The organism is Mycobacteroides chelonae CCUG 47445 (assembly GCF_001632805.1).
GTDB lineage: Bacteria > Actinomycetota > Actinomycetes > Mycobacteriales > Mycobacteriaceae > Mycobacterium > Mycobacterium chelonae.
This window is the reverse complement of the sequence record NZ_CP007220.1, coordinates 2434561-2454530: the sequence shown is the minus strand read 5'-3', so window position 1 is coordinate 2454530 and position 19970 is coordinate 2434561. Positions and strand designations below refer to the sequence as shown.

The following is a 19970-nucleotide window of genomic DNA, read 5'->3' as shown; positions in this document are numbered from 1 at the left end:
CATCTTGTCGCCTACGGCGGGTACGCGTGCCGCACAACGGTAGATTGGCCCACATGACGGTGAGTTCGGCACCCGACCCGGTCGCCGATATAGCGTTGCGCCCCGCTGGGCCGCAGGTGGGAGCCTTCTTCGACCTGGACGGCACCCTGGTGGCCGGATTCACCCCGACGGCTCACGCCCGTGATCGGATGCGCCGTGGTCAGGCGAGTGTCGGTGAGGTTCTCGGAGTTCTGGAGGCCACCTTCCGGTACAAGCTGGGCCGCATGGAATTCGAGCGTTTGGTGGTGCGCGCCGCCGGATATCTGCGCGGCGACTCGCTGGCCGAGCTCGAAGCCGTCGGCGAACGAATCTTCCACCAGCACAATGCCTCGATGATCTATCCACAGATGTGCGAGCGCGTACGAGCACATCAGGAGCAGGGCCACACCGTGGTACTGAGCTCCTCGGCGCTGACCATTCATGCCGAACCAGTGGCGCGCCACCTCGGAATAACCCACGTGCTGTGCAACCACTTCGACCTCGACGACAACGGACTGCTCACCGGGGGCATCCGCAAGCCCATCGTGTGGGGCCGCAACAAGGCAACCGCGGTCGCGCGCTTCTGCGAGTCCAATAATGTTGACTTGCAACGGAGTTACTTCTATGCCGACGGGGAGGAAGACATCGATCTGATGTCTCTCGTCGGCGAGCCCTGCCCGGTCAACCCGCGTGGCCGGCTCGCCACCATGGCGGCCGAGCAGGGTTGGCCGGTCTTGCGGTTGGACGATCCGAGACCACGCGGGGTGAGCTCGTCGCTACGCGCGATCGCCCGGCTGACTCGCCGATAGGCTTGGTCCATGGCGGGACGTTATGTGGCATTGGGCAGTTCTATGGCGTCGGGGCCGGGCATCCCGCCGCGTGTACCGGGCTCGCCCCGACTTGCCGGGCGGTCGGCACGCAACTATCCGCACCAGATCGCCGAACGCAAGGGATATCAGCTGGTCGATGTCACTTACTCGGGGGCGACCACGGCGCATATCCTGACCGACGCACAGCACGCCGCTGCACCCCAGATCCGCGTACTCGATGGCACCGAGGAGTTGGTGACGATCACGATCGGCGGCAATGACGTCGGTTACGTGCCGTTTCTGATCGCTACCCGCCTACCGCGCATCCTGCGCGCCCTGCCGGTCATCGGAAACGGGTTGGCCGGCATGCTCGACACCGGCAAGCAGGACGCGGCGCTGGCGGTCGTGGGTGATTCCCTGCGCACGGTGGGCGAACAGGTTCGCGCTCGTGCACCGCGCGCACGCGTGATCTTCATCGACTATCTGACGCTGTTGCCGCCCGAAAACGAGCCGGCGCCGCCGTACACCCAAGCCGAGGCCGACAACGGGCGTCGCATCGCCGCCGAACTGGCGGCGGCCACCGCGCACGCGGCCCACGCCGCCGGCTGCGAGATCATCCGCGCATCGGCAGCCAGCACCGGACATCACGCATGGTCACCGCGGCCCTGGACGAACCGCCCCGGATTCCCGTGGCCGGGGCGCCCGGCGCCGCTTCACCCCAACGAGGACGGTATGACCGCGGTGGCCGATCTGGTCGTAGCCCTATTGGACGGCGCGTCTAATCACTGAGGTTGCGGTGTGAGCGGTCCACCGCATTGCGATACTTGACCCGTGCGCACAACTTCCCTGCTGATGATTCCCGTCGTCGCCATGGCGATCGGAGTCGGATTCGCCGGCCCGGCCTCGGCCGTGGCGCCTCCGGCGGATGGGACCTACCGAATGATCGAGGAAGGTGCCGGCGAGGTCTCCTGGACGATGTCCGCGGTGTGTGTGCAGGCATCCGGCACCCGTATCCAGTCCGACTACACCGACCCCACCATCCAGGCCGACGGCTGCACCCTCACCGTCACCAGCGCGACACCCGACATCCTCAAACACAACGACAGACTCCAGAACTACTCCATCCCGGCCAAGCTGGTCGATGACCAATGGACATTCCTGCACGCCCGACCGCAGGGTATGACCTGCCCCGATGGAACCTTCGCCCCCACTCAGGAGAAGTACGTCTTCAACGACGAAACCCTGACCGGAGTGCACACCACCATCCACAGCGCCGTGTGCGGTGGTCAGCCCGGTATGACCAAGAAGCCCTTCAGCCTGCAGTTCGTCAAACCGCTCGACGTACCCGTGGACCGGTTCCCGCAATACTGCGATGGGTTCGCGCACTGCTGGTGACCGGCTAGGGCAGCAGCGGCACCCGCCACAGTGGCACACCTGGGTCAATGACCATCAGGCGCGTCATGGTCAATCGCGTGATAAGCAACGCGCCACGGATCATCACCACGGCCACCGGCAGCTCAGCCAGAACCGCTGTCAGGATCGCCCAGCGCACCTCGCTCGGTCCGGCCGTCATCACGTCGAACCAGGCGTCGCAGATCAAGAGCACACCGGTGGTGAAGGCCGTCAACACAAGTAGCTGCCGGCGCAGCAGGCCAAGTACCGCGGTGCCCAGCATGAATGTCACCAGCAGGATGTCGAAACCCACCCATGTCGCCGTCCATCGCTGCGCCACATAGTTTTCCGGCAGCGTGAACGCAAGGTAGGTGATCCAGGGAATCAGGGCGATCGCGCCGCCGATCATCAAACCGAGTCGCAGTGCACGAAACCTGGCCAGGTTCGGCGGCGCCACCTCGCTGAGCGGGCGTTCCAGCCGCTGAATGAGGTCCCTGCGCTCGGCGGTTGACAGCGCAGCGATCGTCTCATCCGACAGATAACTCTGGGTCATGTCCAGCTTCCTCCCAGGAAACCTCATCACAATGTCAGCGTGCCACCGACTACGCCGACGCCCCCTCCGGCGCCGACCCCTATCCCACAGTTGCCCGCCAACGATTTCCACCAGTACAGCCATGGGATTTCCGCTCTCGGCGGCTGGTTTCCGATCGTCGTTCAGGTGTTGGCGGTCGTGGTCTTGGTGGTGGTCATCGGATGGCGTACCCGACGGTGGCGCCTCCTCTGGGTGCCCGTGAGCGTAGCGGTCGGAGCGTTGGGCGCCGTGGCGGCGTGGATTTACATGAACTCCGAAGGGTTGGCGTCCGATCCGGCGCCTTTCAGACTATGGGTTTGGATCGGTGTCTTCGTCACCTCGGTCGCGATCGCCGTGATCGGCTTCCCCAGTGCGCAATGGTGGCGCCGTGGCGTATCGGTGGTGGCCATTCCGGTGACGCTGCTCGCGGCACTCGTCGCACTCAACACTTGGGTGGGCTACTACCCCACTGTGCAGGCAGCCTGGGGTGCGGTGTCCGCGGGCCCGCTTCCCAACGAGATCGATATGAGTGAACTTGCGGGTCTGCGTAACTCGAAGCCCGACACCGGCAAGCTCGTACAAGTGGACATCCCCGCAGATGCCAGCGGATTCAAACATCGGGGTGAGTACGTCTATCTGCCGCCGGCCTGGTTCGCCGGTGATACCCCGCCAAGGCTGCCGGTAGTGATGATGATCGCCGGCGAGTTCAACACTCCCGCCGACTGGATTCGCACGGGTAACGCCACCCAGATGATCGACGAATACGCCAAGACACACGGCGGGCAGGCGCCGATATTCGTCTTCGTGGACGTCGCGGGAAGTTTCAACAACGACACCGAATGCGTCAACGGGCCGCGCGGTAACGCCGCCGACCATCTGACCGAAGATGTTCGGCCCTATGTGGTTTCGGAGTTCGACGGATCGCCTGATCCGGCCAACTGGGCCGTGGTCGGCTGGTCGATGGGCGGCACCTGCGCTATCGACCTGACTGTCATGCACCCGGATTTGTTCTCCACCTTCGTAGACATCGCCGGCGACCACGGCCCCACCGCCGGAACCAAGCAGCAGACCATTGAGCGGCTGTACGGGGGCGACGCCTCCCGATGGGACGCATTCGACCCGCGCACCGTCATGGCAAAGCACGGGCCGTACACCGGTGTGGCCGGATGGTTCGAGGATGCGATACCACCTGCGGACAGCAAGAAACCCAGTGGCGCAAAGCGGCCCACGGCCGATACACCCACGGGTATCGGTGGGCATGATGACGTGGCCGATGATGACCGAGAGGGTGCCGCGGCAGATCTGTGCGCGGCGGCCCAGCAGGTGCAGATCTCCTGCACCATCCACCAGATGATCAGCGGACACACCTGGCAATTCGCCAGCAGAACGTTTTCCGATGCACTGCCATGGCTGGCGGCGCAGCTGCACACCCCGGGAAGTTCCTAGGCTTTACGACGCACCGAGCCGGGCCCGCAGTGATTCCAAAAGGTCCTGCCACCATTCGCCGTGGCGCCGCAGGAAAAGCCCATCGGGAAACGTATGGCGCGCAACGTGATCCTGAGGCACCGACTCCCAGCCGAGATGTTCCACCGTCACCCGGGTCTCGTCACCAACCGGCTCGAACCTCACCTCGACGGTCGTCATCTGATCGCCGGTAAAACCATCCTGGCGCCAGGTAAATCCCAGCCGACTGCCCGGTTCCCACGTGGTGACCCTGCCGATTTCGAACTCGGTGCCATCCGGATATGACTCGACGAAACGGCCCCCGAGCGCCGGTTCGATCGCGAGAGTTCCCCGTCGTCGCCTGGTGAATCGGAACAGGGTGTTGGGCCGCCACCACATTCCGATGTCATTGACAAACACCTCGAATGCACGTGCCGGCGTAGCGCCCACGCGTAGCGACACCAGTACGCGTGACGTCATCGGCCCGGCTCGCGTTCGACGTGCTCTTTGAAAGCCAAAAGCTGGGTAGCCCAGAGCTTCTCGATCTCGTCGAGCCACCCCTTCAGTTCTGCCATAGGCGCGGGCCGCAGTGTGTAGATGCGTACACGCGCGTCGAACTCCGGGTGCGACTCCTCGACCAGCTCGCTGGCCTTGAGGGTCCGCAGGTGCCTGCTGAGCGCTGCGGGACTCAGGCCAACGGCTTGCGCTATCTCCCCCGCACGACGCGGTTGATCCCGCAGCACCTCAACGATTCTTCGCCGATTGGGATCGGCAAGTGCGGTCAGCGTGCGATCGATGCTCGCGAGTTGCGGCGGGGGCCGGGTCAAACCCAACCCTCGATGTTCAGACCGCTGGCCTTCTCGGCGTCCTCACGCGATACCGCCCGCACCGACTGGCCGAAGGTCCAGACGTGCCCCTCGGGATCCTGAGCGCGGTACACCCGATCGCCGTAGAACTGGTCGGCCGGGCGCATGAGAATTTTCGCGCCGGCGGCCTCTGCCCGCTCACAATGCGTGTCGATATCGCCGTCGATCTGTACGTGGATGGTCTGGGTACACCTACCGCCCACACTCTTTGGGCTGGCGACGCTGGTATCCCACTCGGATCCGACCATGAGGTAACCGTCCCCGAAGCGCATCTCGGAGTGCTCAATCTTGCCGTCGTTGTCGGTGATGACCATGGACCGTTCAAAACCAAAGGCCTTCTCCAGCCAATCGAGCGCTGCCGACGGGTCTTGATAGACGACTGCCGAGGCCAAGCTAGGGCGTGTGCTCATAGTTGATATTTAACGCTTGCGTTGAATATCTGTCAACGGCCGCTTGCAGCGCCGAACGCTTTCCGTGAGCTGGGGGTAGCCCAGCTCACGGAAAGGGACCGTTAGGGGTTGACCTTGGCGACGACGTGCTCGGCGAAGCCCTCCAGGTTCCTGATCTTCGTCTCCAGCGGCTCGGTATCCGGCCCGACGATGTAAGGAATGCGGAAGCCGACGATGACATCGGTGACGCCCTTGTCTTCCAGGCGTTTCACCCCGTCCACGGTGAACCCGTCGACAGAGATGACGTGGACCTCAAAGGGTTTGTCGGCCGTCCCCTCTTCGTCACGGAATTTGTTGAGCTTGGCCAGCAGCTCGTCCAGGTCCTCGGTACCACCGCCATGCATCCAGCCGTCACACCGCGCTGCACGGCGCAGTGCGGCGTCGGCATGTCCACCGATGAGGATCGGGATGGGCTGCGTCGGCGCGGGACACATCTTGGTCTTGGGAATGTCGTAGAACTCGCCGTGGAACTCGAAGTAGTCACCGGTGGTCAGTCCCCGGATGATCTCGATGCATTCGTCCATGCGCTTACCGCGCTTGGCGAAGGGCACGTTCATGAGTTCGTAGTCTTCGGGCCACGGACTGGTACCGACGCCGAGCCCGAGACGGTTACCCGTCAGCGCCGCGATGGACGAGGCCTGCTTGGCCACCAGGGCGGGCGGGCGGATCGGCAGTTTGAGCACGAAGATGTTGAACCGCAACGTCGAGGTCACGGCGCCGAGCGCCGCCGTGAGCGTCAACGCCTCGATGAACGGTTTGTCCTCCAGGAATTCGCGGTTCCCATCGGGCGTGTACGGATACTTCGCATCCGACTCGTAGGGATACGCCAGGCTGTCTGCGATGGTCATACCGTGGTAGCCGGCCGCTTCGGCCGCCTGGGCCAAGGGAACGTAGTACGACGGATCGGTCATGGCCTCGGCGAAGGTGAACCGCATAGCTTCCTCCTAGAGTGCTTGAGAAACACATTGTGCTGTCGGTACTACGCACTCTAGCGGTTGCGAAATCTGAACTCGCATATTGATTTTACGAAGTCAACGAGCCTTCTCGTCTGCGCCCGCGATCACGAAAAACAGTGCGGGGATGAGGATTTCGACGGCGAGCATGACAATCCAAAATGGATGGGGCTGTCCGGAGTCGATCAGTGATGCCACCCGGCCAAGCCCGCCCACCAGCAGACCCGCGGCGAGGAACCTAATGGCAGTGCCGGGAATCGGCGATCGCCGCGCCACCCAGATCCACGCCGCGCCGTAGACGGCGAACAACCCGGAGAAGAAGCGCTCCTGACTGTCGGTGCTCGCGGTGACAGCTCCCCCGCCGATGACGGTTCCCGGGCCCCCAATGAGGTGATAGAGGCCGATGGCCACGCAGATCACGCCGGTCAGAATCGCCAGGTATTTGAGCACTTTGTCCATCTCCGCGCCCTCCGCATCGGCCGTACTTGATAGAACGTTCTAATACGGACCGTACAATGCGATGCAGTCGGATACAAGACTCCCCGAAGGACCCGCCATGCCCGCTGACACACGCGACCGCATCGTCGCCTCCACATGCGAGTTGTTCCGACGGCAGGGCATGACGGGCACTGGCCTCAAGCAGATCGCGCAGAGCGCCGGCGCACCGTTCGGGTCCATCTACCACTTCTTCCCCGGGGGCAAGGTGCAACTGGCGGACGAGGCCATTCGCACCGCCGGGGCCATGTACCGGGATCTGGTGTTGGCGATCTTCGATGACGGTGGTTCGGACCTGCCGACCACTGTTCGGATCGCGTTCGCAGCCGCGGCAGACAATCTCGTCGCAACCGACTACGCCGACGCCTGCCCCATCGCCACCATCGCCCTCGAAGTGGCGAGCACCGACGAGGCGCTCCGCCGCGCCACCGCCGACGTCTTCACGGACTGGATTGACCAGGGGGTCGAACGAATCGCCGGGTCGGGACTGGCGCCCGAGATGTGTCGACGCCTCATGCTGGGATTCATCACCAGCCTGGAAGGAGCATTCGTGCTGAGCCGGGCACTGCGCAGCACCGAGCCTCTACTAGCCGCCGGTGAAACTGTGGCGGCGGCGGTGTCGACCGCCCTCGCCACCGGAAGCCGACTTCCGGAATAAAGCGGACCGCAGTCCGGTTAGCAGGCATAGGAACTCTCACCAGGAGGTTTGCATGCCAGCTATCACTGTGTCGGCGAAGGACGCCCTGACTCTGCCGCGCATCCCCGCTCCCGAGCCTGCCGATACCGAACGGCCGGTGCGGTCCATCACGAGCGGACCGCGCGGGTACGAGGGCGAAGGCTTCCCCGTCGTGCGTGCGTTCGCCGGAGTGTCATCGGCCGAGTTGGATCCGTTCATCCACATGGATCAGATGGGCGAAGTCGAGTATGAGCCCGGCGAGCCGCGCGGGACGGATTGGCACCCTCATCGCGGCTTCGAGACCGTCACTTACATGATCGACGGCAGGTTCGCCCATCAAGACTCCCATGGCGGAGGCGGGCTCATCCACGACGGAGCCACCCAGTGGATGACGGCGGGATCGGGAATCCTACATATCGAAACTCCCCCAGCAGAATTGGTGGAGAGTGGCGGGCTATTCCATGGCATCCAGCTCTGGGTCAATCTGCCGGCGCGGGACAAGTTCCTGACGCCCGCCTACCAGGCCATCGAGGGGGCGCAAACCACACTGGTGAGCTCCCCCGACGGCGGTGCGCTGGTACGCATCATCGCCGGAGACGTCGGGCCCCATCACGGCCCGGGCAGCACACACACGCCGATCACATTGGCACACGCGACGATCCAGCCGGGTGCACAGCTGAATGTGCCCTGGAATCGGGAGTTCAACGCCCTCGTCTACGTTCTCTCCGGACGTGGCACAGTGGGCGCACTAGGGCACCCAATCGAACAGGGACAGCTCGCGGTGCTGGGCCCCGGTGACCGAATCACGGTGCAGGCCAATGCGGAACAAGACGCGAATCGCCCGGCATTGGAGGTGCTGCTACTGGGCGGGCGCCCTATCCGTGAGCGCGTCGTGGCCTATGGACCGTTCGTGATGAACACCAAGGCGGAGCTGATCCAGGCCGTGGAGGACTATCAGGCCGGTCGCTTCGGTGCCATTCCGCCCGATGCCCTGATGCCGCACGTCGTGCGCTGACCGTGATCGCCTACCGCCGGAAGGCCCGGCGGTAGGCACTCGGTGTTGTTGCGGTGACCCTGCGCAGATGTGTCCGCATGGCGGTGACACTGCCGAACCCGCACTGTGCGGCAATGGATTCCATAGTCAGATCGGTGTTCTCGAGCAATTCGCGGGCACGGGTGGCCCGCTGTACGTCGAGCCACCGCTTGGGAGTCGTACCGACTTCCTCGCCGAATCGCCGGTTGAATGTGCGCAGGCTCAAGTGTGCGTGCCGTGCCAGTGTCGATACATCGTCGATCTCGGCGAGACACTCCGATGCCCAGCTCAAGGTCGGACCGAGCCCAGCCGAATCATGAGAAATCCTTGGGGGCGGGATGAATTGGGCCTGGCCACCATCGCGGTGTGGAGCCATGACATTCCACCGCGCCATCTCCGACGCCGCGGCGGCGCCCAGTTCTCGTCGCAGCACATGCAGACACAGGTCCATCCCTGCGGAAAGCCCCGCCGAGGTGAGGATGTCCCCGTCGTCGACGTACAGCGCATCGGGCCGCAGATCGACCTGCGGGTACAGCGTGCGCATGTCCTGGCAGTACTCCCAATGCGTGGTGGCAGGGCGCCCATCCAGCAACCCGGCTGCCGCTAGGACAAACGCACCCAGGCAGATACTTAGGATCACGGCACCGCGTTCGTGTGCGGTCACCAGTGCGGTCAAGACGTCATCCGGTGGCGGATAGTCGTGTGGAGCGCGCGCGGGAACGACGACGACATCGGCGGTTTCCAGCGCATCGATACCGTGTTCCACTTCGAGATTGAAACCATCCGGTGTCCACACGCTGCCCGGGCGATGGCCGCAGGTCACCAGGTCGAAGCCGTCCGGCTGACCGGCACGCCCCGGCCCCCGGCGAAACATCTGCACGGCACATGCCAGGTCGTAGGTGATGACGCCATCGAGCGCCAGTGCCGCCACCGTCTTGGTGCCCATGGCTCACTATGGCATGAATCCGAGTATCTATGGCATTCATGCCACTGGCCTGCGGCGGCATACCCGCCTTGACTGAAGCCCATGACGACCGAATTGGATTGGCATTGGGCCACTCAGACCAGCGGGGAGATCTCGTCGGCGCAGCGGCGGGCACTGTTGGGACGCCTGTTTCGCGCGTTGCCCACGATGATCGGCGATGCCATCAAGACGCGCACCGGACGCCGCGGGCAGGGGCGAGTGGAATTCGGATCGATCTCAGTGCCCGATTCCGCGCTTGCCCTTGCCGCCGAGCAGGAGGCACGTGATTCGGTGACCCCGCACGTGCTCGAACACTCTTACCGCACCTACTTCTTCGGTAAGGCACTGGCCGCGCTCGATGGCGTAGCGGTCGATGACGAGCTCGTGTACGTGGCGAGTCTGCTGCACGATCTACAACTCGAACATCCCACGCCCGGCCGGTGCTTCGCCGTCGTAGGTGGCGAGCGTGCCGCGCAGTTCGTCCGGGATCAAGGCGTGCCGGAAGCCCGCGCGGAGGCCGTCGGCGCAGCGATCGCCGCGCACATCACTCTCGGCGCCAGCGACAACCTCGCAGATCCGGGCGGATTCGTCTCCGCCGGCGCAGGAACAGACGTCTTCGGTCTACGGCTCTCCGACCTCGATGCCACGTGGTTGGACGAGCTGCTGCAACGGCACCCTCGGCTGGAGTTCAAGCGGCACATGCTCGCGGCCTGGGCGGCCGAGGGCGCCGCGGTGCCGGCGGGCCGCGCGGCATGGCTGACCCGCTATGCGGCGTTTCCGCTGCTGATCAGGGCGGCTCCCTTCAGCGAGTAGCGCTAGCGCTGCAGCAACCGACGCAACAAATGCAGGGCGACAGTGGTCGCACGCTCACGAATCTGGTTGCGATCTCCCGGGATAACGACGCGAAGGTCGGCCTTATCCCCCGCAGAAGTCTTGACACAGAAACACACCGTGCCCACCGGCTTCTCCGCCGTACCACCGCCCGGGCCTGCCACACCCGTGGTCGACACCGCGATATCAGCGCCCAGTGCCATCAGCGCGCCCTCCGCCATGGCCTCGGCGACCTGGGGTGACACTGCGCCGTGATCTGCCAGTAGCTGCGGATCCACCTGCAGCTGAACGATTTTGACGTCATTGGCGTAACTGATGACCCCGCCCAGGAAGTACTCAGAAGAGCCCGGGACATCGGCGATGCGTGCGCCCAGAAGTCCCGCCGTGCATGACTCCGCCACCGCCAGGCGCCTCCCGTTCAGCAGCCAGGCCACCACTTCATCGACGGTCGAGCCATCAGTAGAGAACAGTGCCGCTCCATGCCGGGCCTGGATGAACTCATGCAGGCGCGTCCACAATGGGTGCGCATCGACCTCGAAGCGGGTGACCACCTCGACCTCGCTGCGTCGCAGGCAGGTGGTGATCTCCAGCGCGGCAAGGCTTCCCAACTCGCCCTCAGCAAGGCGCAGTGTCTCGGCAATATCCGGCTCGGTGATTCCGTAGAGACGCAGCGTGGTCTGCTCGATGGCGGTGACATCCTCGCCGAGGAGCGCCCGGAGAGGCGCGGCGTCGAGCGCCGACGGCCACATCCGCTGAAGCTCATGCGGCGGCCCGGGCAGGACCACGATGAGAACACCATCTGCACTCATGATCGCTCCCGGCGCGGTGCCCACCGGATCAAGCACCTCGCCCCGGGCCGGGACAAGCGCCTGTTTGGCGATGCCGACGCGCAGTGCTTCCCAGTCGACATTCTCCCAGCGATCCGCGATCGGCCGTAGCCGATTCATGATGGCCGCTTCCAGAATATTGTCGAAAATTAGTGTGGTACCGGCAAATTCAGCTACGGTCGGCAGCGTCATGTCGTCGGCCGTCGGGCCCAAACCGCCGGATGTGACGATGAGATCCACACCCTGGTCGGCGAGAAACCGCAGCTGCGCTGTCAGGTCTTCTCTGCGGTCCCCACACACGCAGATATGTGCCACATCCACGCCCACTTCCCGCAGGTGTTCGGACAGCCATGGACCGTTTGCGTCGGCAACACGCCCGGTGAGGACCTCCGTACCCGTGACGACGATTCCCGCTCGCAACATGTCAGCAGCCTAGGCCGGTAGGTTCGGTGTCATGGATGAGGGCGCCATCATCGAATACATCGTCACAACCTTTCCGGATCTGCAGCACGAGGTGGTGCGGGGCAATTGGTTCTTCTTCCAGAGCACCGAACGTCAGCTGCCGGTTATCACCCTGATGTCGAACGAGGCATTCGATACGTACTCCGACCTTGGACGACCGCACGTCTACCGGCTCAACATCGGCGTCAGCGGTGACACCTTCGTCAAGGTCGTGCCCGGTCAGGACGAAGCGATCGAGCCCGATTACACCGCGTTCGACCAGGTGCTTCCGCATCCCGAGTACGGCGGCGCCAAATGGGTGTGTGTGGTCAATCCGGGTGAGGACACGTTCGCCGAGGTGCTGCGGCCACTGCTGGCCGAGGCGTACGCACGCGGTCGTGACGACTAGTTGTCGCGGACGCTGGCCCACAACTGACGGTTCGTGGATGCATCGCCCAGGGTCGGCAGGGTGCGCCCCTCGTTGCGGAAACCGTGTACGGCGAGAGCCTCGGTCAAGCGCCGATCCTCCTCGCGCACCGCGACGACGATCCGCCTCGTGGGCGAAGGAGTGCTAATCAAGCGTCCCGCAAGATCTGCGATGGTCGCGGTGAGCTCATCCTCGGATACATCAGGACGCGGCCTGCCAATGAGCTCCGTGGTGGAGCTGCCCGGGTCGACAGCGATCTCGACAGATCCCAGAGATGTCCCCGAAACCGCCACCGCGACTGAATTATTCGTATCGGCGGCGATACGCTGTCCGCAGTTGCGCAGTTCGTAGCGCCCGCGCGCCAGCAGATCGCTCCAGGAGGCCGCCGCGCGGCGACCCGATATCCAGTTGGTGATGTTGCCGGAGAAGGCATCTCGCGTGCGGCGTAATGCGGCCACGTTCTCGACGGTGTTGCCCTGAAACCAGATCTGATGATCGGTGGGCTTTCCGTCATACACGCGCAGGCGGCGGCATGTCTGCAGCTTCGACCAGCCCACCGACTGGGCAAGTCGCTGCACCGCGATGTTCTCCACCGCAAGCGGTGCCACCGCGTGCGGAACATGGGGATCGGCCTCGAATCCAGCGATGATGAGCGATGCCTGTGCCCACCTGGTGACGCTATGTGGAACACCGGCGGTCCATGTTGATACCTCGGTGCCCCCCGTCCGCGGATGTCGTCCCGCCATGGCCAAGTGGCCGACGACGTGTTCGCGGCCTCCATCGAGATGTACGAGCAGATACGAGACCCAGCCACGCGCGGCATCGGAGAGGGCCTGCTTCCAGGTGTGAATCCACATGTAGGGCGAATGCGCTGTCGACCACGGCATATCCGGATGGCCGAACGCCGGTGCCAGCCGCTTTTCGTAGCGCAGGTTGGTTTCTCGCCACGATGAGCCATCGGAGAGCCGCGGAGTGCGCAGCATGACCGTCATACCGTCGATTTCAACCGGACCCAGGGATGTCGGAGTGGGTCGATCGCTTGCGAGCACCCCGGCAGGGTAGCGCACCCAGGCGCAGGCGTATGGCGATTAATCAGCAACTGCGAGAAGACGATTCCCGAGTACACCGTGTCTATTTAGGATGCGGGCCCGCCAACAGAGTCCACATACGCCGCGCGGCACCATCGTCCCCCAAGGTTGGCGGCGCCTCACCCTCATCGACAAAACCACGGCGGGCGAGCTGGTCAGCAAGCGTGCTATCCCCGCCGCCGACGGCAATGACCGTCCGGCGCGATCCCTCGGGGCCAGCGGCGACATGGCTTGCGAGTGCCGACAGCGCGCATGCGCCGGCATCGCGGGACACCCACTGCTCGAATCGTGGCACCAATTCCGTCGTGGACGTGCCGACGTCGACATAGACGTCAATCAAACCGGCGGTGCGCTCAGCCACCGCCACCCGGAACTGCCCGCGACCAGCCGGGGCGATATGCACCACTTCCCCATGGGTGGTGGAGGTTTCGAGTGAGGACTCAGTCGGTGCGGGCCGCAGTGTGGCACTGATCCGCTGACGGGCGCGAATCGCCGCGAATCGGACCCATGCCGCGAGGTATCCAGCGTCCGGCCTGCGGGACACGGCGGGCGCGAGATGTGTTCTCGTGACGGGAATTTCCGTGAGGCGCTGCCTCACCCAATCTCGGTACTCGGCCGTATTGGCGAGCACCCACATGTGGTGGTCTGAAACCTGCCCGTCGTATTTACGCAGAGCACGACGTGTCTGTAGCTGGGTCCAGCCCATAGATTCACAGAATCTGTTTGCGCGGATGTTCGCTACCGCCACGGGGGCCAACGCGTGTGGAATGGCAGGGTTTCCCTCGAAGGCAGAGAGCACCGTGACCAGCTGCGCCCACCCGCTGACGGCCGAGGGTACGTCGACCGCCCAACTGGAGATCTCGGCGCCCCCGGTTCGCGGATCCGTGCCGGTCATCGAGAAGTGCCCAACGACCCTCTCGGTGCCGTCATCGATCCTTACCAGCAGATATGAGACTCCGCCGGCACGCGCATCGGTAAGCGCCGAACGCCAGGTGTCCACCCAGATAAGGGGTGAATGCGCACTCTCCCAGTCCATGTCGTCACGATTGAACGCCGGTGAAAGCCGCTCGGTGAAAGCCAGCGCGGTCTCCCGCCAGGATGGCCCGTCCGCGAGCCGGGGCGGCCGCAGCAGTACCGTCACCCCGCCGATCGTGACCGGCCCAAGGTCCACGACGGGCCGGACGTCGGATTTGCTAGACACCGCGTCAGGCTACAGGAGAAACGTTCGCTCCGTGAAAGTCGTCAGCTAGCGGGCACGAGAACGAGCGGGACTCGCTTCGCACCGATGAGGCGATGCGACACCGACTGCCCGAGCAACGCATCCAGCGCGGACGCCAACCCTCCCCGGGGGCTACCCAGAATGATCATCATCGCCTCATACTGCTGCGCCACGCCCAGAAGCGCGGCGGCGGCGGGACCCTGCGCGCGGTGGTACTTCCACGCCACTTCCTGGCCCGCAAGCTGTTCGACAGCCTCGGCCTCCGCAGCGGTAACAGCGTTGCCCGCCTGAGTTTCCCAGCTGTCGGTGTCGAGGTCCATCGGCTCGTCGTCCATATCGAGGATGTGCACCACGTGCACGCACGCGCCCAGGCGGCGGGCCATATCGATCCCGAAGCGCAGCGCGGCAGTGCTCGGCGGGTGTCTGTCCCATCCGACTACCACGTGCACGCCTGGCGATTCGGTCATAGTGACATCCTCACGCTATCGACCACGCCAGCGCTAGTCCCGCGCCACAGGCACCGACGGTGCCCAGCAGCGTGCCGAACGTGTTGTACAGGGCGAGTGACCATTCGCGCCGCTCGAGAAGCCTGACCGACTCCACACTCGCGGTGCTGAAGGTCGTATAGCCGCCGCAGAACCCAGTCCCCACGACAGCCAGCAGGGCCGACGACGAATGGTGGAAGATCACTGCGCCCGCCACCACGCCGATAAGGGCCGATCCACTGAGGTTGATGAGGAGCGTCGCCCATGGGAAGCGGAAGGTCCGGCGATGCTTGATGAGGGAATCGACGACGAAGCGCGCTACCGCACCCAAAGCCCCGGCGAGAATCACGGCGATAACCGTCACGCGGAACCTCCCGAGTACCGCCCCAGGACCGCGGCGGCCGCAACTATCCCGGCCATGGCGGCGGCCAGACCGGCCGCGATGCTGACCAGTGCGTACCCCACGCCCAGTCCCGCAAATCCGTTGCGGGCGAGAGTGTTGATCTCCAGGGCGAATGCGCTGTAAGTGGTGAAAGCGCCACAGATGCCCGTGCCCACAAACAACCGGGCGCGTTGGCGCCAACCGCCGTCCGGGCCCAGCAGTGTGAGGGTTTCCAGCAGCGCCCCGAGGACGAACGCTCCGGTCAGGTTGACCGCGAAGGTCCCCCAAGGCCAGGTCGCGCCGGTGGCCGGCCACATCTTCTCGAACCAATATCGCAAGGCTGTTCCACACACGCCGCCGAGAAAAACCCACAGCAGTGCATACGGTCGCAGATGTAGGGGTCGCACGGACTCTTCGCGCTGCGCACCTGTCACATTCGGCCCCATCGTGTTACGACTCATCAACACAGGAACTATCAGCCATCAGTGGCGGTTCGGGACAGGCCCCGGCGAGATCCATCGCGCGTGATGAATATAGCGCGAGACGGGTCAGTACACGTCGCGGACGTACCGTTTCCCGGCGACGAGCTCCTTACGAAACTCAAGAGCCTCTTCGGGCGACATCCGCCCGTGCTTCTGGGCGATGGCCAGTAATGCGCTGTCCACGTCCTTGGCCATCCGGCTGGCGTCTCCACACACGTAGAGATGCGCACCGTCGGCGAGCCACCGCCACATCTGTGCCCCCTGCTCCATCATGCGGTGCTGGACATAGATGCGTTTTTGCTGGTCGCGCGAGAACGCGAGGTCAAGTCGGCGCAGGGAGCCATCACGCAGGAAGCCGTCGAGCTCGTCGCGGTAGTAGAAATGCTGGGTGCGGTGCTGGTCGCCGAAGAACAACCAGTTGGGTCCGGAGTGGCCCAGAGCGCGGCGTTCCTGCAGGAACCCGCGGAATGGGGCGATACCGGTCCCGGGACCGACCATGATCATCGGCGTGTCCGAGGAATCGGGCGGGCGGAAATGCGGCGATTTCTGCAGAAAGATCGGGACGGGCAGCCGCTGTGCACGATCGGCCAGAAAGGTCGATCCCACACCTCCACGGGCCGAACCGTCGGGCCCCTGGAACCGGACGATGGACACCGTCAATGCAATGGATTTCGGGCTGACCAAGGGGCTGGACGAGATCGAGTACTGGCGTGGGGTGAGTCGGATCAGAACCTGTTGCCACTCCTCGATACCGGCACGGACGGGGAACTCGCGCAGCACGTCGAGGGCATTACGGCCCTGTAGCCACCGCTCGCGCGTCGCGGTGTCGGGGCCGCGCAACAGCTTGATGGCCGGTTTGTCGCCGCGCCGCTCGGCGACGAAACGCAGCAGGTCATCGGTGACGCGGCAGATGTCGTAGTGGCTGGCGAGCGCGGTACCCAGGGGCAGCTCGCCCCCGTCGATCGTGATCGGCAACTCCGCATCGAAACCTGTTGCAGTGAGCCAGCGTTGGACATCTTCCTCGCGGTTCGTCGGATAGACGCCGAGAGCATCGCCCACCGAGTAGTCCACATCGTGGCCGGTCAGGTCGAACTCGATGCGCCGTACCTCCTTGCCGGAGCCCGGCGCGGAGAGGACCTCGTTGTGTGACAACGCCGCCAGGATCGGCGCGTCGCGGGTGAAAAGTTCCGGCGCGGCCGTCGGCAGCCCGTCGCTGCGCAATCGTCTGACCGCATCGACGCTGGCGTCGGTGCCATCCCCAATCGCCTCCAGCAGGTCCGCGGTCCACGCCGCGATCAGCGCTCGGTCATTCGCCTCGCCGTCTACCCGGGCCAGTACCGGGGTGGCGCCGAGCTCGTGGAGCCGGGCGTCGAGCGCCTTGGCGTGACCACAGAAATCCGCGTAAGCCCGGTCGCCGAACCCCAGCACCGCATAACGCAGGTGGTTCAAGGACCTGGTCTCTCCGGACAGTGCGGACCAGAATTGCGCGCCGTTATCGGGTGGGCCACCCTCGCCGAAACTACTGGCGATGAGTACGACTGTTCGAACCTCGCCGAGATCGACGGGGGCGCACTCGTCCATCGCGGTGAGTGTGGCGGAGATTCCCGCTGTCGTCAGCAGCCCGTGCACCGAGGTGGCCACGGTCTCGGCGTTGCCGGTTTGCGATGTCCACAGAATTGCTATGTCGCCCAATGCTTGTGCCGGCCTGTCGAGCACCTCGTGAACAACGGTCCGCCCGGTGGGACGCAGCATCACCGCGCTGACCTTGAACTCGGGCTGTAGCGAATCCGGGTCGACTGCGTCGTTGGTCACCGCGTTGATCGCCAGTCCGGGACCCTGCGCGTCGTTCCAGTGAAAGGGCGCAAAGCAGCTGCCGGGCTTGACCCTGTCGCTGATGATCGCCGGGAGTTCCGCGGTGCCGCGCCGCGAGGCGATACCGACGATATCGCCTTCGGTGATGCCGAGTGTGGCGGCATCGCGGGGGTGGATCTCCACGAAAGGGGACGGATGGAGGCGCTCGAGCGTCTTGATGCGACCGGTTTTGGTCAGGGTATGCCAATGATGTTGCAAGCGACCGGTATTCAAGACCATGGGATATCCGTCACCGGGGGTTTCCGCGGGGTCTCGGTGGGCACGGGCGTGGAACACCGCCCGCCGCGACGGGGTGGGGAATGCCAGCCGCGGAATGGTGCCGTCCTCGGCGATATGCAGGCCCTGGCTGACTCCGTCGTTGAGATAGCGAATGGGATTGCGCTCCCCCGAATCTTCGGGTGGACAAGGCCATTGCACGGGTCCTTGACGCAGTCGCGCATAGCTCGCCCCGCGCATGTCGTATCCGGTCCGCGGATTCCAGAATCCGCGGATCTCCTCGAAAATCTCCTCGCTTGACGCGTAGTCGAAACCGTCACCGAATCCCATCGCGAGGGCGACATCGCAAATCAGGCGCCAGTCGGGCTGCGCATCCCCCGGCGGGTCGGCGGCCCGGTTGGTCAGCGTTACCGTGCGCTCCGAGTTGACTGATACGCCATCTGATTCGGCCCACAGCGCGGCAGGCAAGAGCACATCGGCGTATTCATTGGTGGCCGTCGCGAGGAAGGCATCCTGGCTGATCACCAGCTCGGCCCGGCGCAGTCCGTCGATCACATTCTGCCGATTAGCCACCGAGGCAACCGGATTGGTGCAAATGATCCAGCACGCCTTGATATCACCGGCGGCCATCTGGGTAAACATATCCACGGTTCCGGTGCCGAACTCCTCGCGGATGGAACCGGGCGCCAGCCGCCAATGCCGCTCGACGAATTCTCGATCGGCGACGGATTTCACCGAGCGCTGTCCCGGCAACCCCGGGCCCATGTAACCCATTTCCCTGCCGCCCATCGCATTTGGCTGGCCAGTCAGAGAGAACGGTCCGCTACCGGGGCGGCAGATGGCACCGGTAGCCAGATGCAGGTTGCAGATCGCGTTGGTGTTCCAGGTGCCATGAGTGCTCTGGTTGAGGCCCATTGTCCACAACGTCATCCATTCGCGCGCCTCCCCGATCCACCGGGCTGCGGTACGGATATCGTCCTCGGCCAAGCCCGTGATAGCCGCGACAGCCGAAGGCGGATAACCGGCGAGGAACTCCGGCATCCCCGCCCAGCCCTGGGTGTGCTCGGCGATGAACCCGGAGTCGATATCCCCGTTCTCCACAAGCAGATGCAGCAGTCCGTTGAGCAGGGCCAGGTCGGTACCGGGGGTGATCTGCAGGAACAGATCAGCGCGTTCGGCAGTGGCGGTGCGGCGCGGGTCGACCACGATCAGCCGCGCTCCACTGCCGAGCCGATCGGCCATGCGCAGGAACAGAATCGGATGGCAGTCAGCCATGTTCGCACCCATGACGAGGAACAAATCGCTCTGCTCGATATCGGAGTACGACCCGGGCGGCCCGTCGGCTCCCAATGACTGGGTGTATCCGGTTCCCGCACTGGCCATGCAGAGCCGCGAGTTGGACTCGATCTGTGTGGTTCGGATATACCCCTTGGCGAGCTTGTTGGCGAGATACTGCGCCTCCAGGCTCATCTGGCCGGATACGTACAGGGCGATCGCATCGGGTCCATAGGTGTCGAGGATGTGACGTAATCGCCTGCCGGCCTCGGCGGTCGTCGCCGCCAACGGGGCCGGAACCGGCTCCTGCCCTCGCGCGGGACGTATGTGCGCAGTCGTCATACGTCCGTCGGCGGCCATCAGCTGGGCGTGCGTGGCACCCTTGGTGCACAGGCGTCCCTGATTGCTCGGGTGCAAGGCGTCGCCCTCGACGGTGGCGATGGTGACCGGACCCGCCGAACTCCTCTCGGCCCGCACCACAACACCACAGCCGACACCGCAATACGAGCAGGCGGCACGGCGCGCGGTGGGCGGCGCGCTGAGTTCGGTCACCCCGCCATGGTGAGCGAGTCAGATTCCCGAATTCTTCCGCCGAGGTTATCCGGCTGTCACGGCGTCCTCACCGCGCGGATCCACCGAGCGTGAGAACGACATCTCCCCGCAACGCGCCGTTAGAGCGCCGACGGGCGAACTGTTCCACTAGCATCAGCAGCGGGTCGACGCTCGTTTCCTCAGTACGCATACTCGAAGGAGCTA

General features: G+C 64.6%; 21 protein-coding genes, 1 pseudogene and 1 riboswitch. Of the genes and pseudogenes, 8 read left to right on the top strand and 14 right to left on the bottom strand.

The window, feature by feature from the left end:
• The first annotated feature begins 53 nt into the window (after positions 1-53).
• The 3 genes from BB28_RS12035 to BB28_RS12025 are packed head-to-tail and all read left to right on the top strand — an operon-like array spanning position 54 to position 2222.
• Positions 54-827 (top strand): HAD family hydrolase, encoded by a 774-nt coding sequence (locus BB28_RS12035; RefSeq protein WP_046253686.1) that lies wholly within the window; start codon positions 54-56, stop codon positions 825-827.
• A gap of 9 nt (positions 828-836) precedes the next feature.
• Positions 837-1616: an SGNH/GDSL hydrolase family protein gene (locus tag BB28_RS12030; RefSeq protein WP_046253685.1), complete on the top strand. Its 780-nt coding sequence runs from the start codon at positions 837-839 to the stop codon at positions 1614-1616.
• 42 nt (positions 1617-1658) lie between these two features.
• Positions 1659-2222, top strand: a complete 564-nt coding sequence (locus BB28_RS12025; protein WP_052740217.1) for a hypothetical protein — start codon at positions 1659-1661, stop codon at positions 2220-2222.
• Between the two features lie 4 nt (positions 2223-2226).
• Here BB28_RS12025 and BB28_RS12020 read toward each other — a convergent pair whose 3' ends face one another.
• Complete coding sequence (locus tag BB28_RS12020; RefSeq protein ID WP_046253683.1) at positions 2227-2772, bottom strand: hypothetical protein; 546 nt, start codon at positions 2770-2772, stop codon at positions 2227-2229.
• Between the two features lie 39 nt (positions 2773-2811).
• Here BB28_RS12020 and BB28_RS12015 point away from each other — a divergent pair, with 39 nt between their 5' ends.
• Complete coding sequence (locus BB28_RS12015; RefSeq protein WP_109550669.1) at positions 2812-4236, top strand: alpha/beta hydrolase; 1425 nt, start codon at positions 2812-2814, stop codon at positions 4234-4236.
• Positions 4237-4239: 3 nt separating this feature from the next.
• Here BB28_RS12015 and BB28_RS12010 read toward each other — a convergent pair whose 3' ends face one another.
• The 5 genes from BB28_RS12010 to BB28_RS11990 all read right to left on the bottom strand — a co-directional run bounded on the left by BB28_RS12010 (position 4240) and on the right by BB28_RS11990 (position 6960).
• A complete protein-coding gene (locus BB28_RS12010) occupies positions 4240-4713 on the bottom strand; it encodes an SRPBCC domain-containing protein (protein ID WP_046253682.1) in 474 nt (157 codons plus the stop codon).
• Positions 4710-5060 carry an ArsR/SmtB family transcription factor gene (locus BB28_RS12005; protein ID WP_046253681.1) on the bottom strand — a complete coding sequence of 117 codons (351 nt, stop codon included), beginning with the start codon at positions 5058-5060 and terminating at the stop codon, positions 4710-4712. The genes BB28_RS12010 and BB28_RS12005 overlap by 4 nt, the downstream gene beginning before the upstream one ends.
• The gene (locus BB28_RS12000) at positions 5057-5509 is read right to left on the bottom strand and encodes a VOC family protein (RefSeq protein WP_046253680.1); all 453 of its coding nucleotides are present in this window, start codon (positions 5507-5509) and stop codon (positions 5057-5059) included. Before BB28_RS12000 ends, BB28_RS12005 begins: the two co-directional genes overlap by 4 nt.
• Before the next feature lie 101 nt (positions 5510-5610).
• Positions 5611-6483, bottom strand: a complete 873-nt coding sequence (locus BB28_RS11995) for a TIGR03619 family F420-dependent LLM class oxidoreductase (protein ID WP_046253679.1) — start codon at positions 6481-6483, stop codon at positions 5611-5613.
• A gap of 96 nt (positions 6484-6579) precedes the next feature.
• Positions 6580-6960, bottom strand: a complete 381-nt coding sequence (locus tag BB28_RS11990; RefSeq protein WP_046253678.1) for a DUF4345 domain-containing protein — start codon at positions 6958-6960, stop codon at positions 6580-6582.
• 97 nt (positions 6961-7057) lie between these two features.
• Here BB28_RS11990 and BB28_RS11985 point away from each other — a divergent pair, with 97 nt between their 5' ends.
• Both BB28_RS11985 and BB28_RS11980 read left to right on the top strand, forming a co-directional pair.
• Positions 7058-7654, top strand: a complete 597-nt coding sequence (locus BB28_RS11985; protein WP_046253677.1) for a TetR/AcrR family transcriptional regulator — start codon at positions 7058-7060, stop codon at positions 7652-7654.
• 52 nt (positions 7655-7706) lie between these two features.
• Positions 7707-8687: a pirin family protein gene (locus BB28_RS11980; protein WP_046253676.1), complete on the top strand. Its 981-nt coding sequence runs from the start codon at positions 7707-7709 to the stop codon at positions 8685-8687.
• 10 nt (positions 8688-8697) lie between these two features.
• Here BB28_RS11980 and BB28_RS11975 read toward each other — a convergent pair whose 3' ends face one another.
• Positions 8698-9651: a GlxA family transcriptional regulator gene (locus BB28_RS11975; RefSeq protein ID WP_046253675.1), complete on the bottom strand. Its 954-nt coding sequence runs from the start codon at positions 9649-9651 to the stop codon at positions 8698-8700.
• A gap of 29 nt (positions 9652-9680) precedes the next feature.
• Here BB28_RS11975 and BB28_RS11970 point away from each other — a divergent pair.
• Positions 9681-10482: pseudogene (locus BB28_RS11970) on the top strand (HD domain-containing protein).
• A 2-nt stretch (positions 10483-10484) separates the two neighbouring features.
• Here BB28_RS11970 and BB28_RS11965 read toward each other — a convergent pair.
• A complete protein-coding gene (locus tag BB28_RS11965) occupies positions 10485-11750 on the bottom strand; it encodes a competence/damage-inducible protein A (RefSeq protein WP_046253673.1) in 1266 nt (421 codons plus the stop codon).
• A gap of 31 nt (positions 11751-11781) precedes the next feature.
• On the opposite strand from BB28_RS11965, the gene BB28_RS11960 reads away from it, so the two are divergent.
• Positions 11782-12177 (top strand): DUF6194 family protein, encoded by a 396-nt coding sequence (locus tag BB28_RS11960; protein ID WP_046253672.1) that lies wholly within the window; start codon positions 11782-11784, stop codon positions 12175-12177.
• On the opposite strand, the gene BB28_RS11955 is transcribed toward BB28_RS11960, so the two are convergent.
• The 6 genes from BB28_RS11955 to BB28_RS11930 form a co-directional block, all read right to left on the bottom strand.
• Entirely contained in the window at positions 12174-13244 is a 1071-nt protein-coding gene (locus BB28_RS11955) for a GNAT family N-acetyltransferase (protein WP_126315396.1), read from the bottom strand. The two genes, BB28_RS11960 and BB28_RS11955, sit on opposite strands and share 4 nt — an antisense overlap.
• An 82-nt stretch (positions 13245-13326) precedes the next feature.
• Positions 13327-14484 carry a GNAT family N-acetyltransferase gene (locus BB28_RS11950; protein WP_081252256.1) on the bottom strand — a complete coding sequence of 386 codons (1158 nt, stop codon included), beginning with the start codon at positions 14482-14484 and terminating at the stop codon, positions 13327-13329.
• 41 nt (positions 14485-14525) lie between these two features.
• Positions 14526-14969, bottom strand: coding sequence for a universal stress protein (locus BB28_RS11945; protein ID WP_046253668.1), 444 nt, complete (start codon positions 14967-14969; stop codon positions 14526-14528).
• A gap of 10 nt (positions 14970-14979) precedes the next feature.
• Positions 14980-15351, bottom strand: a complete 372-nt coding sequence (locus BB28_RS11940; RefSeq protein WP_046253667.1) for a fluoride efflux transporter FluC — start codon at positions 15349-15351, stop codon at positions 14980-14982.
• Positions 15348-15815 carry a fluoride efflux transporter FluC gene (locus BB28_RS11935; RefSeq protein ID WP_081252255.1) on the bottom strand — a complete coding sequence of 156 codons (468 nt, stop codon included), beginning with the start codon at positions 15813-15815 and terminating at the stop codon, positions 15348-15350. Before BB28_RS11935 ends, BB28_RS11940 begins: the two co-directional genes overlap by 4 nt.
• A gap of 13 nt (positions 15816-15828) precedes the next feature.
• Positions 15829-15901, bottom strand: a riboswitch (Fluoride riboswitch).
• 16 nt (positions 15902-15917) lie between these two features.
• Positions 15918-19766 (bottom strand): bifunctional nitrate reductase/sulfite reductase flavoprotein subunit alpha, encoded by a 3849-nt coding sequence (locus tag BB28_RS11930; protein ID WP_075874241.1) that lies wholly within the window; start codon positions 19764-19766, stop codon positions 15918-15920.
• Positions 19767-19970: the final 204 nt, after the last annotated feature.

Bases quoted from the DNA above. Each gene is read 5' to 3' on its own strand.
- BB28_RS12035 (WP_046253686.1), top strand. From the start codon at position 54: ATGACGGTGAGTTCGGCACCCGACCCGGTCGCCGATATAGCGTTGCGC.
- BB28_RS12030 (WP_046253685.1), top strand. From the start codon at position 837: ATGGCGGGACGTTATGTGGCATTGGGCAGTTCTATGGCGTCGGGGCCG.
- BB28_RS12020 (WP_046253683.1), bottom strand. From the start codon at position 2,772: ATGACCCAGAGTTATCTGTCGGATGAGACGATCGCTGCGCTGTCAACC.
- BB28_RS12010 (WP_046253682.1), bottom strand. From the start codon at position 4,713: ATGACGTCACGCGTACTGGTGTCGCTACGCGTGGGCGCTACGCCGGCA.
- BB28_RS12000 (WP_046253680.1), bottom strand. From the start codon at position 5,509: ATGAGCACACGCCCTAGCTTGGCCTCGGCAGTCGTCTATCAAGACCCG.
- BB28_RS11995 (WP_046253679.1), bottom strand. From the start codon at position 6,483: ATGCGGTTCACCTTCGCCGAGGCCATGACCGATCCGTCGTACTACGTT.
- BB28_RS11990 (WP_046253678.1), bottom strand. From the start codon at position 6,960: ATGGACAAAGTGCTCAAATACCTGGCGATTCTGACCGGCGTGATCTGC.
- BB28_RS11985 (WP_046253677.1), top strand. From the start codon at position 7,058: ATGCCCGCTGACACACGCGACCGCATCGTCGCCTCCACATGCGAGTTG.
- BB28_RS11980 (WP_046253676.1), top strand. From the start codon at position 7,707: ATGCCAGCTATCACTGTGTCGGCGAAGGACGCCCTGACTCTGCCGCGC.
- BB28_RS11975 (WP_046253675.1), bottom strand. From the start codon at position 9,651: ATGGGCACCAAGACGGTGGCGGCACTGGCGCTCGATGGCGTCATCACC.
- BB28_RS11965 (WP_046253673.1), bottom strand. From the start codon at position 11,750: ATGTTGCGAGCGGGAATCGTCGTCACGGGTACGGAGGTCCTCACCGGG.
- BB28_RS11960 (WP_046253672.1), top strand. From the start codon at position 11,782: ATGGATGAGGGCGCCATCATCGAATACATCGTCACAACCTTTCCGGAT.
- BB28_RS11945 (WP_046253668.1), bottom strand. From the start codon at position 14,969: ATGACCGAATCGCCAGGCGTGCACGTGGTAGTCGGATGGGACAGACAC.
- BB28_RS11935 (WP_081252255.1), bottom strand. From the start codon at position 15,815: ATGGGGCCGAATGTGACAGGTGCGCAGCGCGAAGAGTCCGTGCGACCC.